This is a genomic window from Butyrivibrio hungatei NK4A153 (genome assembly GCF_000424465.1).
Lineage (GTDB): Bacteria > Bacillota > Clostridia > Lachnospirales > Lachnospiraceae > Butyrivibrio > Butyrivibrio hungatei_A.
Genome location: NZ_AUJY01000001.1, coordinates 294,906 through 309,991 on the forward strand (window position 1 = coordinate 294,906; position 15,086 = coordinate 309,991).

At 40.7% G+C, this 15,086-nt stretch carries 13 protein-coding genes; 11 read left to right on the forward strand and 2 right to left on the reverse strand.

Going from position 1 to position 15,086, the window contains the following annotated elements:
• Positions 1-47: 47 nt before the first annotated feature.
• Both G628_RS0101360 and G628_RS19280 read left to right on the forward strand, forming a co-directional pair.
• Positions 48-758, forward strand: a complete 711-nt coding sequence (locus tag G628_RS0101360; RefSeq protein ID WP_196803686.1) for an LppM family (lipo)protein — start codon at positions 48-50, stop codon at positions 756-758.
• Between the two features lie 180 nt (positions 759-938).
• Entirely contained in the window at positions 939-2,963 is a 2,025-nt protein-coding gene (locus G628_RS19280) for a glycoside hydrolase family 11 protein (RefSeq protein ID WP_027208276.1), read from the forward strand.
• A 197-nt stretch (positions 2,964-3,160) separates the two neighbouring features.
• On the opposite strand, the gene G628_RS0101370 is transcribed toward G628_RS19280, so the two are convergent.
• Positions 3,161-4,036 carry a YitT family protein gene (locus G628_RS0101370; protein ID WP_034461998.1) on the reverse strand — a complete coding sequence of 292 codons (876 nt, stop codon included), beginning with the start codon at positions 4,034-4,036 and terminating at the stop codon, positions 3,161-3,163.
• 88 nt (positions 4,037-4,124) lie between these two features.
• Here G628_RS0101370 and G628_RS16050 point away from each other — a divergent pair, with 88 nt between their 5' ends.
• The 3 genes from G628_RS16050 (at position 4,125) to G628_RS0101390 (ending at position 6,919) form a co-directional block, all read left to right on the forward strand.
• Positions 4,125-4,553, forward strand: coding sequence for a hypothetical protein (locus tag G628_RS16050; protein WP_051198929.1), 429 nt, complete (start codon positions 4,125-4,127; stop codon positions 4,551-4,553).
• Between the two features lie 21 nt (positions 4,554-4,574).
• Complete coding sequence (locus G628_RS17845; protein WP_051198930.1) at positions 4,575-5,606, forward strand: hypothetical protein; 1,032 nt, start codon at positions 4,575-4,577, stop codon at positions 5,604-5,606.
• Positions 5,607-6,313: 707 nt separating this feature from the next.
• The gene (locus tag G628_RS0101390) at positions 6,314-6,919 is read left to right on the forward strand and encodes an L-2-amino-thiazoline-4-carboxylic acid hydrolase (protein WP_027208277.1); all 606 of its coding nucleotides are present in this window, start codon (positions 6,314-6,316) and stop codon (positions 6,917-6,919) included.
• Positions 6,920-7,046: 127 nt separating this feature from the next.
• Here G628_RS0101390 and G628_RS0101395 read toward each other — a convergent pair whose 3' ends face one another.
• Positions 7,047-7,919, reverse strand: coding sequence for a LysR family transcriptional regulator (locus G628_RS0101395; protein WP_027208278.1), 873 nt, complete (start codon positions 7,917-7,919; stop codon positions 7,047-7,049).
• 302 nt (positions 7,920-8,221) lie between these two features.
• On the opposite strand from G628_RS0101395, the gene G628_RS0101400 reads away from it, so the two are divergent.
• From G628_RS0101400 to G628_RS0101435, 6 genes are all read left to right on the forward strand, one after another.
• Positions 8,222-9,217, forward strand: coding sequence for an alpha/beta hydrolase (locus G628_RS0101400; RefSeq protein ID WP_034500562.1), 996 nt, complete (start codon positions 8,222-8,224; stop codon positions 9,215-9,217).
• Between the two features lie 100 nt (positions 9,218-9,317).
• Positions 9,318-10,310, forward strand: a complete 993-nt coding sequence (locus G628_RS0101405) for a serine hydrolase domain-containing protein (protein WP_027208280.1) — start codon at positions 9,318-9,320, stop codon at positions 10,308-10,310.
• An 85-nt stretch (positions 10,311-10,395) separates the two neighbouring features.
• A complete protein-coding gene (locus G628_RS0101410) occupies positions 10,396-10,629 on the forward strand; it encodes a hypothetical protein (RefSeq protein WP_026655096.1) in 234 nt (77 codons plus the stop codon).
• Positions 10,630-11,938: 1,309 nt separating this feature from the next.
• A complete protein-coding gene (locus G628_RS0101420; RefSeq protein WP_027208281.1) occupies positions 11,939-13,441 on the forward strand; it encodes a hypothetical protein in 1,503 nt (500 codons plus the stop codon).
• Between the two features lie 87 nt (positions 13,442-13,528).
• On the forward strand, positions 13,529-13,816 hold the full coding sequence (locus G628_RS0101430; protein ID WP_026655094.1) for a hypothetical protein: 288 nt from the start codon (positions 13,529-13,531) through the stop codon (positions 13,814-13,816).
• Positions 13,817-13,926: 110 nt separating this feature from the next.
• Positions 13,927-15,072 (forward strand): ATP-binding protein, encoded by a 1,146-nt coding sequence (locus G628_RS0101435; RefSeq protein WP_026655092.1) that lies wholly within the window; start codon positions 13,927-13,929, stop codon positions 15,070-15,072.
• Positions 15,073-15,086: the final 14 nt, after the last annotated feature.

A 15,086-nucleotide genomic window follows, 5' to 3' on the forward strand; every position in this document is an offset into this window, starting at 1 on the left:
ATATATATAGGATGTGTATGAAAAAATTAAAAGTTATATTATTATCTTTGCTTAGCGTTTTAGCGCTTTCCGGTTGTGTCAGATTTGAGACGACAATGGATGTTAAGCTAAACGGCAAGATGGACGTGGCCATATGCTATGCAATGGTAGATATGGGCGACAGGGACCTTGAAGAAATCCTATCGGAAGAGCAGATGGAGGATTACAAAGAGGACGGCTGGGACGTTGAAGGCTACAAGGACGGAGGATATTCCGGATATATTATCAGGAAAGAAAACGTCTCTGCGAACGAACTCAGCGATATTTCCGATGAATTCAAGTCGCTTAAGCTTACGAGAAAAGGCATTAAATACTCGCTTGAGTGGGATATATTCCGCGATGCGAGAGACAGGGATTTCTCCGGCGATTACAGAAGCTATGTTAAGATGAGCGGTGCGCATATGAAGCTTACCGTCAATCTTCCGGCGAAGGCCCGGGCACACAATGCCACGCATGTTTCGAGGGATGGAAAGACCTATGAGTGGGATCTTCTTAACTTTGACGATCCCGACGGAATATACCTCGATTTCATGCTTATCGATTTTAAGCTGGTGGCAGCAGCTGTGGGCTTATTGCTTGCTCTTATCATAGTTGAGGTCGCAATATTCAAATGGCTTAAGAACAGGAAAAAGTCAGAAAAGAGCGGTACAAGCGCAGGTAGTAAACTCCTAAGCTCGCTTAAGTCACTGGCTCCAAAAGGCAAAGGTAAGAAAAAATGAGAAAGTGCGGTTGCTTGAGATATACAGACTCTTGCAACCGCGCTTTTTTTCTAACTTTATAACGCACATATCGCATCTGATGCGACAGCAGTGCGGATATATAGCTTTCGTGTATGTAAACGATATGTTACAATATGATTAATGTTTTAGAAGAGGTTTAGATGGAGGAGGATATCGTAGATGAAAAACGGTTTAAAAGTAGCGCTGCTTTCCATTGCGTTATGTGCCCAGTTATTCGTCCCTGCGCTTAAAGTTCAGGCGGCTACGACAATAACTGAGAATAAAACTGGTAATCAAGACGGATATGATTACGAACTTTGGAAAGATGGCGGAAACACTAGCATGACGCTGAATTCAGGTGGAACATTCAGCTGTCAGTGGAGTAACATAGGAAATGCACTTTTCAGAAAGGGTAAGAAGTTCGACAGCACAAAGACATATCAGCAGTTAGGCAATATTTCTTTTGATTATGGATGTGACTACAAGCCGAACGGAAACTCTTATCTTTGTGTATATGGTTGGACAAAAGACCCTATGATCGAGTATTACATCGTAGACAGTTGGGGCTCATGGCGTCCACCCGGAGGATCACCAAAGGGTCAGATCCAGGTTGACGGTGGAACATATGATGTTTACGAGACAACTCGTGTAAATCAGCCTTCAATCGAAGGTAACAAGACTTTCAAGCAGTATTTCAGTGTTCGTACTCAAAAGAGAACAAGTGGAACTATCAGCGTTTCTGAGCACTTCAAGGCTTGGGAAAAGATGGGAATGGGGCTTGGAAAGATTTATGAAGCAGCTCTTAATATCGAGGGATATCAGAGTAGCGGATCTGCCAATGTTTATAAGAATGACATGAAGGTTGGCGGCTCATCTTCAAGTAATAATAACAATAACAACAGTAACAAGAACAATAATAATAACAATAATAACAACAATAATAATAACAATAACAAGAATAATAACAACAATAACAATAACAATGGTGGCAACAATAACGGCGGAAACAACGGCTGGAATTGGGGCAACTGGTGGAACTGGGGAAACAACAGCGGAAACAATAACAACAACAGCAACAACGGCGGCAGTGCTCAGAATTCCGCAACAGTTCAGTGTGAGTCCATGACTAAGAGCGGACAGTACGCTGATACCATCGGATCACCTTTTAACGGAATGGCTCTTTATGCAAATAATGATAAGCTCAGCTTTACGCAGAACTTTGCAAGCGACACAAGTGATTTCACACTTCGTGGATGCTCAAATAACAACAACATGGCAAGAGTTGATCTTAAGATCGGCGGCCAGAACAAGGGTACATTCTACTATGGCGGACCTTATCCGGCTGAATATACGATCAAGAACGTTAAGCACGGCACAGGAAACCAGACTGTAGAGCTTGTTGTAACAGCTGATAACAATCAGTGGGATGCTTACGTTGATTACCTTAAGTTCAGCGGTGCGGGCTCAAATTCAGGCGCAAGCAACAACGGACAGAATAAGAACAATAATAATAACAATAATAACAATGCTGCAAAGAATAACAACAATAACAACGCAGCAAATAACAGCAACGCAAACCAGAATAATAACAAGAACCAGAAGCTTATCGCTCTTACATTTGACGATGGCCCTACAAGCACAACAAACGAAGTGCTTGATATTCTTCAGAAGTACAATGTTAAGGCTACATTCTTTCTTATCGGACAGAATATTAACCAGAACACTGTAAACACAATGAAGAGACAGGTTAACATGGGATGTGAACTTGCAAGCCATTCTTTCACTCATCAGGATATGTCAAGAATGAGTGCTCAGCAGATAAAGGATGAGCAGCAGCGCACAGCAACTGCAATTAAGAATGCTGTAGGCGCAGATGTAAAGTTCTTCAGACCACCTTACATTGCAATCAGCAACACAATGTATCAGAACATTGACGTTCCTTTCATTCAGGGAACAATGCACAATGACTGGCTTGATAACACATCAGCTCAGCAGAGAGCGCAGTCGGTACTTAACGGCGCAAGAGACGGACAGATTGTTCTTCTTCACGATTTCCAGGGAAATTCGAAGACAGTCCAGGCTCTTCCTCAGATCATCGAGGGACTCCAGAAGCAGGGCTATACTTTTGTAACAGTAAGTGAGCTTTTCCAGAAGAAGGGCGTTAATCCTAACGTTGAGTACAAGATTTGGTCAGCAACATATTGATATATTAAATGGGGAAAAAATAAACAGGTAGGTTACAAATATATATTAAAAGAGAAGGCAGCTAAATATGGCTGTCTTCTCTTTGATTTACTAAAACTTCCCGCACCATGTATCCAAACCCACAGTCAATATAATTTCGATGAAATACAGCAAAAAGACTGCACTTACGATCTCCTGATGGGGGGAGTTTTAAAGCTTTAGTCTTCCGGAATACGATAGAAGCGTCCCGAGACTCTCTCGGATTTGAATACGTTTACAAATGAGGCGGGATCAAATTCCTTAATTGCATTGATTATCTGGGTTACCTGAGTGGCGGTGATAACTGAGTATACAACGGATTTATCTTCGTCGCCCTCGTGGGAGCCTCTGCCGTAGATTATTGTAGAGCCGTGATTTGACATTTTGTAAATCAGGGCACTTATCTCGTCAGGGAACCGCGTTACAATGAACAGCGTAGTTTGCTGGTATTTACGGTACAGTACGTGGATCACTGTCGTAGATACGTATTGGAATACAATGGAATAAAGAGCCCTTTCCCAGCCGAACAAAGCGCCGGCGGTAATGAGGATACAGGCATTAACATATAATGCAACATTGAAGCCGTCAAAACCTTTTTTGTACAGATAAATAGCTATAAAGTCTATTCCTCCGCTAGTTGCATCCATCAAAAGGCAAAGGCTTATAGCCACTCCGTTTATGATGCCTCCGAATATACTTATCAGTATAAGGTCGTTGGTTATCACATAGCCGGGAATAAGATCGGCCAGAATACCTGTGAGCAAGATAACAATGCATGAAAGCGAAGTGAACTTTTTTCCTATATACTTAAAACCTATAAAAACGGGAACAACGTTTATGGCGACGTTAATAGGAGTATAGGGAATCTTGATTCCTATAAATCTATCAGCAATCTCCTGTATCAGAAGTGTCAATCCGGTCGCTCCTCCGGGTAAGATACCTCCTGTTCTGACAAAAGATTTGATATTAAGCGCAAATACCACAGAAGCAATAGTCACCACAACAAAACGAAGCGACATCCATCTGTAATTATTTCCTTTAATCTTTTCGTTCATCTCAGACCATCCTTACATATTCGTTTCTTCCCTATAATTATATCATTAGAGTATAATTTAATAAAAAGAAACAGGAGGCGTATACGCTATGGCGTTTAACATTGATAAGATTTTTGAAAGCTATGAGCCTTTTAGCAGGATAACTACTAAAAAAGAGTACGAGAACCGGATGAGCACCTTTCAGGCTGAAAGATACTCTTATCTTAGTGAACTTACAGAGGCCACGGATATGGCAGTAGCTTCAAATGCTTTTTGCGACGGTGTACATGAGAAGTTTAAGAAGTTTGGCAAGGTTCGCACGGGAACGTTAATGGACTTAAACTGCTTCCTCATTTACTACATTTTTCCCGCTATTCTTAAGAATGAGGGAGAAAGAGCTTCGGCTATATGCGACACTCTTAGGGATACCTGGAACAGCCGCTTTAAGTGTGACATAAACTATACGGATTACGATAGCTTAATGAGTGGATTTAAGAAAAAGCTGCTGGGAATTGCGGTTGAAGAAGAGGACAAATAATAGAAGTGGGAGAGTATGTTCATGACACGAAATAAATTGAAATTCATGGGACTTTTGGTTTCATCTGCTTTGCTTGTAGCATGTGGTGAAAAGAATGTAGAACAGGCAGCAGTTGAAAGCTCGGAAGCGGCGATTGAGAGTACAAGTGAGGTGACGGAAAGCGCCGGTTCGACGAGCGAAGCGCCTGAAGATGGAAACATTTTTGCTCAAATGCCTAAGAACTTCACGTTTGCAAGCGGTGCGGGTGCATGGGCTACATCTCTTAAATTGTCTGAGGACGGTTCATTTGTCGGAGGTTATCACGACTCGGATATGGGGGACAGCGGCGACGGTTATCCGAACGGAACAATTTACGTATGCGGATTTTCGGGCAAATTCTCGGATCCCGAGCCTACGGAATATCAGAATATCTATTCAATGAAGCTCCAGGAATTAAATATAGATGATAAGGACAAGCTTAATACAGAAGAAATCATAGACGAAGTTAAGTATGTTTATTCTGAGCCCTATGGACTTGAAAATGCCGATGAGCTCCTTATCTATACGCCGGGAGCGCCTCTTTCCGAAATACCTGAAGAATGCATGTCATGGACAACTCTTAGTTCTTCGGTTTCAGATGTGGTACCTGACGGATATTACATAATTTATAATGTCCATGACGGAGAAGCTTTTAACGGAATGACTGACGGCTGCATATGGACACGTGATTTTAAATATGAGAATGGCGATGCATATGCAAATTTTAGCCCGAGGTGCTCGGGAAGTTATCTGGTGTTTTTTGCCGAAGAAGATACTCCCGCTTCATTCTCTGTAAAAGTTCCGTGGGACGGAAAGAATGAAGAACCGATGGTATGCGAGAGTTATTGGCACGACGATGGAGATGATACCAAGGTTAAAGTCACGGTGAAAAAGGATGAGACATCAGAACCTAATAAGCTGAAATATGTACTGAAACTGGAACATGTTTCAGATCCGCAGTTTGATTTTTCGGCGTGGGGAAGTGATGAGCCGGGGAAGCTGAGTGCGGTGTTTGAAGAGGTGAAGTATGAATAAAGAATTAATAGGACTGGAAGATGAAACAGCGAAAACTGGTGAATCTATGATTTTTGCTGTTGAAAATGAAGCTTATGTTTTAATTATGACAGCGGGAAGTACGGTTTTATAAAAGCCGCTGTTGAAAAGCAAGTTTTTGTCTTGATTATGACAGCGGGAAATGAAGTTTTTAGTGTTTCGCTGTGTTTGGGCGAGTTTATGATTACTTTAGAAAGTTGCGGACAATAATGTAAGTGAGTATAATTTGTTTTAAATCAGCTGAGTATTTCCTTAAATGGGTTATCTTCTAGAATTTTATGAGAACAGAAAGTACGTTTTGAAAGGGAGATGATTCATATAAGGTTATTGAATTTATGGATAGTCTACAACACGAAGTTAATGTTGTTAAACGCAATGAGGATGGAAGGTGGAGTAGATTACACTTCTGATGAGAGATAGAGAGAAAATTGAATATAACGAAGCTGTTAAACTTCTTGAGAAAGAGGATGAGATTTAAAAGACTATAGCTACAACGTGAAAGAAATAATATCAAATCTTGAATAGCAGCTTTTTCTGTATTTACGGGAGAAGCTGTTCTTTTATTCTACTATGGAGTTGAATTTTTATTGGGTCACGCTGACCCGATAAATGACCCAATAAATGACCCAATAAAAAGGTGACTGTTAATTTAGAAATGAATGATAACATTAAGGAGATTGACTAGAAGTATGAAGACAGTAGAGAAGGCTATGAAGGGGATGGAGTTCATAAAAGGCGAGGTTTACAAAGAATTTGCACAAAGCGATGCAGATGAGATCTGGAAAAATGCTACAGATAAACTTGAGAAGATAATGGCAGATCATGCGAATCTTCCTAAGGGAGTGGCGGCGCACACTGACAGAGCAATATTTCCTTCAGCTGCAATTTATCTTTCTATGAAGGAAAAAGATGCGGATAAAGCATTTGAAGTAATGAGAGTAGCAATGAAAAACAGAAGCGAGCAGTCGGGAGCGTCTTTGGCAAGAACTGCAAAGTTTCCGGGATTTACAAGATTCTTTCTCGCCATGTGGGGACCCGTAGCTCGTAAGAGCTTTGGAGAAGCTTCGGGATTTAAAAATGTCTTTTACCCAAAAAAGAAAGGTGAGTTCTGCATGGATATTACACAGTGTCCATATCACACTTATCTCACTGAACTTGGCTGTCCTGAGATAAATAAGCTGTTTTGTGATAACGATATCTACAGTTACGGTAATATTCCGGGGCTTGAGTTTATAAGAACCAAGACAATCGGCAATGGGGATGAGCTGTGTGATTTCAGGCTCAGACTTAAGTGAAAGTTACGCGGCAGGAGATATAGATTATATACGAGGAGTTAGGAAGAGAATTATAGTGGTGGCTAGGGGACCTTTTCTTTTCCCCATGATAAATCCTGTTATTACTAAGTCTTGAAGGAATTATAACTCAAAATGACTCCCTTATCTGTGCCAGAAATTTCTCTGCAATAGGTGTGAAAGTCTGGTATTTGTTCCAAATCAGATATAGCTTTGTTTCCTGCTTGGGTGTGAGGGGGCGGAATACAAGATCACTTTCTTCGGAGCAGTTAATGAGGTGCTCAAAGGTAAGAAGTATTCCGAGACCTTCTTTGGCAAACATAGAAGCATTATAAGCAAGGCGAAAAGATCCTTCCAGGTGGAGTTTGGAGAATTGATTGCCTGCCCACTGTGGGATCTCAATATTCCAGCTTTGTTCAGAGCAGAAGAGTGGATGGCCGATAAGGTCGGTTGCCTTTATGCTCTTTTTCTTTGCAAGAGGGTGGCTCTTTAACATTACAGCTCCCCAACGGTCGGTATCAGGGAATGTGATAGAATCGTATTTTTCTTTGTTTGGGAGCTCGCAGATTACGCCGAAATCAAGCAATCCCTTATCAAGCTTTTCGGTTACCTGTTCTGTGTCACCGCTGGTGATGTGGTAGGTAAAGGAAGGATAGCTGTCTTTGAGTTTTTTTATTTCTTTAGCAAGGTGGCAGATTTGATAGGATTCAGCCAGACCAAAGTATATATCACCGCCGGTGATGTCATTTAAGGAGATAAACTCCTGCTCGATTTTATCTGCCATAAGGACCAGATCCTCGGCACGGTCGCGAAGGAGCATTCCTTCATCAGTGAGCTTAATGGAAAAGCTGTGGCGTGTGAATAGTTTTTTTCCAAGCTCTTCTTCAAGACTCTTTAATGACTTGGAGAGGGTGGGCTGCGTTACATGGAGTAATTCAGCGGCTCTGGACATGTTCTCTTCTCTGGCAACAGCAAGAAAATATCTTAAATTTCTTATTTCCATAATGGATTCCTTTCTGGCAGTGATATAACCAAAATGAATATCATGATATTCATTATAACCATTAGCGAAAGCGATGTATATGGATTATAGTGAGATTGTCAGGGAAAAAATATAAATATGGTACTAAAAATGAACTTGGAAACTGTTGAGTCGTAGAAAAGAAGACTGTAAGAATGGAGTACATGATCATGAAAAGAATTGGAAAGCTTTTGGCAGTATCATTAATATCAACACTTGCTCTTTCAATTGGAGTATGTGGGAGTCGGAATCCGGAAAATGTAGAGGCTAAGGAGAATAAAGCGATGATGAAAACTGAGAAATTAAATCTGACAACAGAGTGGGATAAGACTTTTGAAAAGAGCGATAAAGTTGATCACAGCAAAGTAACATTTGCAAACAGATATGGGATAACACTTGCTGCTGACATGTATGTTCCAAAGAATGCGGAAGGAAAGCTTCCGGCAATTGCGGTTGCGGGGCCTTTTGGTGCGGTTAAGGAACAGTGTTCGGGATTGTATGCACAGGAAATGGCAGAGAGAGGTTTTTTGACAATTGCCTTTGATCCGTCATTTACAGGAGAGAGCGGAGGTCAGCCTAGGTATATGGCATCTCCTGATATAAATACTGAAGATTTCATGGCTGCTGTAGATTTTTTATCGGTTCAGGACAATGTGGATCCTGAGAAAATAGGAATTATAGGAATCTGCGGATGGGGCGGAATGGCTCTTAACACCGCGGCTCTTGATACCAGGGTAAAAGCTACGGTAACATCGACAATGTACGACATGTCCAGAGTTAATGCCAACGGATATTTTGACGCAGATAATAACGAGGAAGCCAGATACAATAATAAAGTGGCGCTCAACAAGGCAAGAACAGAAAATTACAGAAGCGGAGAATATACAAGAGCGGGCGGATGCCTTCCGCTTCCCGTGCCGGAAGATGTCCCTTTTTATGTAAAAGACTATAGCGAATATTACAAGGGAAGAGCCTATCATGAGAGGTCTTTAAATTCCAATGAAGGATGGAATACTGTAGGCTGCATGTCTTTTATCAATCAGCCGATACTGAGATACACAAATGAGATAAGAAGTGCGGTTCTCATGATTCATGGAGAAGAAGCTCATTCTTGCTACTTTAGTAAGGATGCCTACGCAGATATGACAAGAAACAGTAAATATACGGATAATAAGGAGTTGATGATCATACCCGGTGCGGTTCATACAGATCTTTACGACAACATGGAAGTAATTCCTTTTGATAAAATGCAGGATTTCTTTGCAAAGAATCTCAAATAGGTTCAATATCAAACGTAAGATTTTTCTTGAAAAAGATTTTAAATTCAATTAGCCTTTTCTTAGGACGTCCGAATCTTTCCTAAGAGGAGGCTTTTTTACTATGAATAAAGAACAACTACACAGGTACATTTCTGAGAGCACCGGGAATGAGAGTAATATATGCCAGATTTATGCCATCAAAGATGGTGAGGTGGTGCTTGATGATTGTTGGCATGGATTCAAGACTTTGGATGCGATGAATGTCAATTCTGTGACTAAAGGCATTATGGCATTACTGGCAGGAATCGCGTTGGATAAGGGATTTATCAAAAACTTGGATCAAAAGGTGATGGATTTTTTTTCTGATTACAATGTAAAACGTGGGGAGAAAACTATCTATGACGTTACGATCAGGCATATGCTCACGATGACAGCCCCGTATAAAGGCAAGTCAGAGCCGTGGAAGAAGGTATGTACATCCGCAGACTTTACGCTTGCGATTCTTGATTATCTTGGTGGCCGAAGCGGAATCACCGGAGAATTCAGGTACGCAACACTTGGCATTCAGATTCTTGCGGGGATAATCGAGAGAGCAACAGGTGAAAAATGTATTGATTTCGCTAACAAGAATCTTTTTGAACCACTGGGACTTCCCGAGCGTATACCTCACGGAGACAGTTCTAAAGAGGATCAGTTTGATTTTTTTATGAACAAAAATCCCAGGAAATACGAGTGGTATTCTGACCCTAAGGGCTGCGTTACAGCAGGCTGGGGATTATGTATGTCGGCAAAAGATATGGCTACTGTCGGTGAGCTTGTTTTGGATGGTGGACTTTGTGGCGGCAAGAGGATCATCTCTGAAGAATATTTAAAGGATATGCTGGCGCCGCACCTTAAGCTTGGCGAGCGGTTTGGTTTCATGAACTATGGCTATTTATGGTACAAGCCATACGATGATAAGGGTGTATATGCTGCGATTGGTGACAGCGGAAATATCATTTATGTAAACAAAGAGGAAAATGTATCTGTGGGAATGACGGGGACATTTAAGCCGAGAATCTTTGACCGTGTGGAATTTATTGAGCAGAAAGTGTTGCGGGCGATTAGTGGGTGAGCTTCGCCCTGATGTAAAGTGGGGCGGCTATATCCTGAGGGTTAACGGGAAACGCATTTACGTTACGGGAGATACGGAGATAAATATGGATTCTATTTTGATTAAAGACACTACAAGAGAAGAAAGAGAGCGCATTGTTGCCGAATCGATCGGTAATATCGATGGCAGTTGTGACGGCTGCAGCGCGGGGCTGATCGAGATGTATCAGCCATATATAGATGGCGTTAAGGAAATTCGTGAGATCAATATGGAGTTTAGGGCGCACTATGAGTCGGGAATTGATGGACCGGTGAAGAAGGAATGCGGATATAAGATGTGATTGGAAGCGGGCTTTATGGGCGCCGGGCTAAGGAAGGGCTGCGGGTATAGGATGTGATAAGGCACGAGTTTTATGGGCGTCGGGCTAAGGAAGGGCTGCGTGAATAAGATGTGATAACGCGCGGGGGTATGGGAACGGGTTAAGGAAGGATTCGGGTGAAAACAGCGGAAATAGGTAAAAATATGAATTTTGCCGCCTGAAATAGGGCTTGTGCGTTAATTCTTACATCGGAAAATCTTTTTTATTATGATCCGCTGTTGAAAAGCGGTTTTTTGTCTTGATTATTGCAGCGAGAAATGAGAATTTTAGAGTTTCGCTGTGTTATACTCCGCAATAGCTTTAACATGTGTCGCTGATTGTTGTTATGGGTCGGCCGTTCGCTTCAGACGTACAATTTTTCTTATAAACTCTTAGATATTTTTGTCCAATATCGTCTTTAAGGATACTTATGTCTGTATCGGAATACTCAAAAGAAAGGCTTTCAGGGCCAATATGAGTCTTTTCTATAGTTTTTTACGATTCTATATTTGGAATTAACTTTCTCCGACTTTTTATGGAAAAAAATAATAATATTTCTCCGCCAATCTGATTAAATAATATGGACCTATTAGCAAATGAGGGGGAGCTAATAGGTCCTTGAGTTCTATATGGCATATAAACCAGTACAAGAACTTATGGGGGCTTATATATTTCATGGAAAGAAAAAATATATAAGTCTAAAATTGGGTATTCGTACAACAAAATAACGTTAACATATTCTTAAAAGAAAATCAATATAAATGTTATTAAAAATATTATTTTTTAGGATGGTGTCAGGTGAGGAGAGCTACATAAAAGTTGCAAGATGCAGTATCTACCAGTGCTGTGTGCGAAAATGAAAAGAAAAAAGGTGTTAAAAAACATTGAAAAAGATTTTTTTGCATGACAAAATGTTAATGAGAGATTAAAGAGATTTATTGAGGAGTAATTCTGTTTATAGGAAAAGAAACGGTAGGATTTGGAAGGTGAGTAAAACATGAAGAAAAGTGATGTTTTAAAACAAGTAAGAATCCTCATGCATATTACATGTACAAAAGGCTTTGAGAGACATAAGAAAGCTTATGTAGCTTGCGAAGGATAAGAGTGGATTCGATATGCGTTTGGCTGAAAAGTTCGATGCTTCGGGCAAGATTATTCTTAATCCCGGAAAAAGCCGGTTCTGGAGCGAATTTCAAATGTGAATAGCAATTTAATTTTATATACAAAGGCCTTGGAGATGGGTATAATCATTGGGTGAATGAATATGTGAAGAAAGAGTGGGATAGAAAAAATGAAGTCTAAGCATAAAGATATTTTGCTTTTCTCAGGGATTTTTTTGGTGCTGTTTGTATTCTTTTATGTTGCTCATCCTTTGATTCTGTTTGATTCGGATGACTGGGAGATGTGCAGTTATTTCAGGAGACCTCTTCCGATGCCGGGTGGGTATAACGGAATTAAAGTTTTTCCGGAAACATTATTCCCAATCATAACAGAGATAGCAGCGAATTTTGTCTATCCTATAATGAAAGATTATCTTATGTCACTTGCTTTGGCTTTTGCAGTGACTGGTGCATTGTTTATTTCAGTTTATTGCACGGTATTTGTTTCACTGATAAGAACAATCATGGATGATAAAGAAAGCATCATACCTGACCTTTTGGCTGTTTGCTTTTTGTCATTTCATTTTCTTATTTATAAAAATGATTGGTTTTCAAATACGCACTTGTTCTGGTCTGGAGATGTGACGTGCTTCATCCACTATGTGCTGACCGGTGTATTTAATATCACTATGGTCATGTGGTTTATGAACAAGGCGTACAAAGAAGGCGATGCCTATGAAGTAAAGCCTGTCGGACTAAAAGACGGGGTTATATTACTTGCAATTTATTTTGCAGTTTTTTCAAACATGTTTACAAACATTGTTCTTGTCTCTTTTGTGGCAGTTGAGATGCTCAGCGGCTTTTTCAAAAACAGAAAAGACAAGAATGCGATCAAAAAATTCATCATGTGCAGATGGTATTATCCGGCTACGCTTATTATGTGGGCATTTGCGTTGGTGATTCAGCTTATGGATCCTAGAAACGCTGATGCCAAGAAGCAGATAACAGATAAGATTGGTATTATGGAAATAACAAAGTCGGTTATTTCTAATTTTACCTCGATAAATAAGATGTGCTTACTTATTTTTGCTGTAATGACGGTTTTGTTTGTAATCGGTGTTTTCAAAAAAGGTGAGAATGTCGTAAAGACTTCAGAAGCTGCGATACTCGTTAAGATCATAGTTTCGGGATTTTTTACTGTTTTATATCTGGTTCTTTTGTCAGGGGTTAGCGGAATCAATTATGCTCAAAGAAGTGATGTTTCGCTTGGCTATTATTTTTATATGTTCTTGTTCTTTATGATCGTATTTGGTATGGCACTTAAGAACGCCGATGGAAAAGAGTCGGGACTAGGTGTTGTTCTGCCGCTCCTTACTTTTATAACGGTTGCCCAGACAATCAACAGTTGTAAATCTTACAGGGATTACAATGATTTTGCTTTGTCAAAAGAACAGGTTTATTCGATCGGACAAGATATCTTAAGTCAGTATTTTGCGGCGGATAAGAGCGGAACAGAGACTATGGAGTTGCATGTTTTGGCCAATGAAGAAAGAGACAATACCTGGCCGTATACATTCTATGTCGGAGATGCAATCTCAGATTCTTTATCAAGGCACGGAGTTATAAGTAAATTCATTAAGTGCACGGTAATTTACGATAGACAGAAGGATGAAGAATTTAAGGTGGGATTTTAAAGTGGCGTATATTTTAGGGGCGGCTATTGTAGCTGCTCCTATTTTTGTTATAATTCTTATAAGTTTTAATGAACAGGAGGAGAGCTTATGAATACGGCAGATAAACTTGAGATACTTTTGGAAAAAGCAAAGAGTGATTCGGCTCTTAAGCGGAATCTTCTTGATACGAGAAATGAGGCAGATCCGCTTGCGGCTTTTTGTAAGGTGGCAGCAGGCGCAGGTGTGGAGCTTACCGTTATGGATATAGTCAATCAGGGCGAGGAGTTTTATGCGGAGATCAAGCGCAGTACCAACGGTGGCGGAGAGAATTCTCCGGATCTTGATTTTCAGAATGATGAGTATTCTATATTTATGATGAGACTTTCTGATCTGTGATATGGAGTTTTTTGGGGAGTAGCTATTGTTGCTGCTCCCATTTTTGTTATAATGCTATATCAGATAGAGAAAAAATTGAGATAAAAATGTGTTAGGAAAGAAAAAACGCAATGAAAGAAATATCACTTAACGACCTTCGTAAACTTCCGGAGGGTTCATACAGGCTTATAGATGTGCGCGATGAGGCTCTTGCTTCGTATGGTATGCTTCCGGGCGCGATTCATATTGATATGGAAGAACTGGGAAAAGAAGACAACGCGGCAATCGGCGATATTCCGCAGGATAAGACTATTATTCTTTACTGCCAGATAGGTAAAAAGACTAAAGAAGCAGAGGAGCTTCCTGCTCTTAACGGACGCGAGTATTACGGTCTTGAAGGCGGATATATGGGCTATCTTCAGGATGAGCTTGCCCACATGGAAGAAGGTGGCGAGAAGCAGAAGAAAGCTGAGATGAGTATCAGAAAGAAATACCATAAACAGCTTTTTTCCAGATTTGCGAAGGCGTGCAAGACTTATAAACTCATAAATGAAGGAGATCATATTGCGGTATGCATTTCTGGCGGCAAAGATTCTATGCTGATGGCGAAGCTCTTTCAGGAGATTCAGACGCACAGACAGGTGAAGTTCGACGTGACTTTTCTTGTCATGGATCCCGGTTACAACAAAGAGAACAGGCAGCTTATCGAAAGTAACGCCAAGGCGCTTGGCATACCGATCACGATTTTTGAGAGCAACATATTTGACTCCGTCGACAATATAGAAAAGAGTCCTTGCTATATCTGTGCGAGAATGCGCAGAGGTTTTTTGTACAGCAAGGCAAAAGAGCTTGGATGCAACAAGATCGCGCTCGGCCACCACTACGATGATGTTATCGAGACCATTCTTATGGGAATGCTCCAGGGCGGCCAGATCCAGACGATGATGCCAAAGCTCCACAGCACTAACTTTGAAGGTATGGAACTTATAAGGCCTATGTATTTTATCCGTGAGAGTGATATCTGCGCATGGAGAGATTACAACGAGCTTCATTTCCTTCAGTGTGCATGCCACTTTACGGAGACATGCTCGACCTGCCATACGGACGGAACTACATCGTCAAAGAGGCTTGAGACCAAGAAACTTATCGAAAGGCTCAAGAAAGACAATCCTTTCGTTGAGTCAAATATCTTCAGAAGTGTCGAGAATGTGCAGCTTAATACTATCATCGAGTACAAAAAGGACGGCGTAAGGCATAACTTCCTCGATGAATATTGATATTTTGCAATATA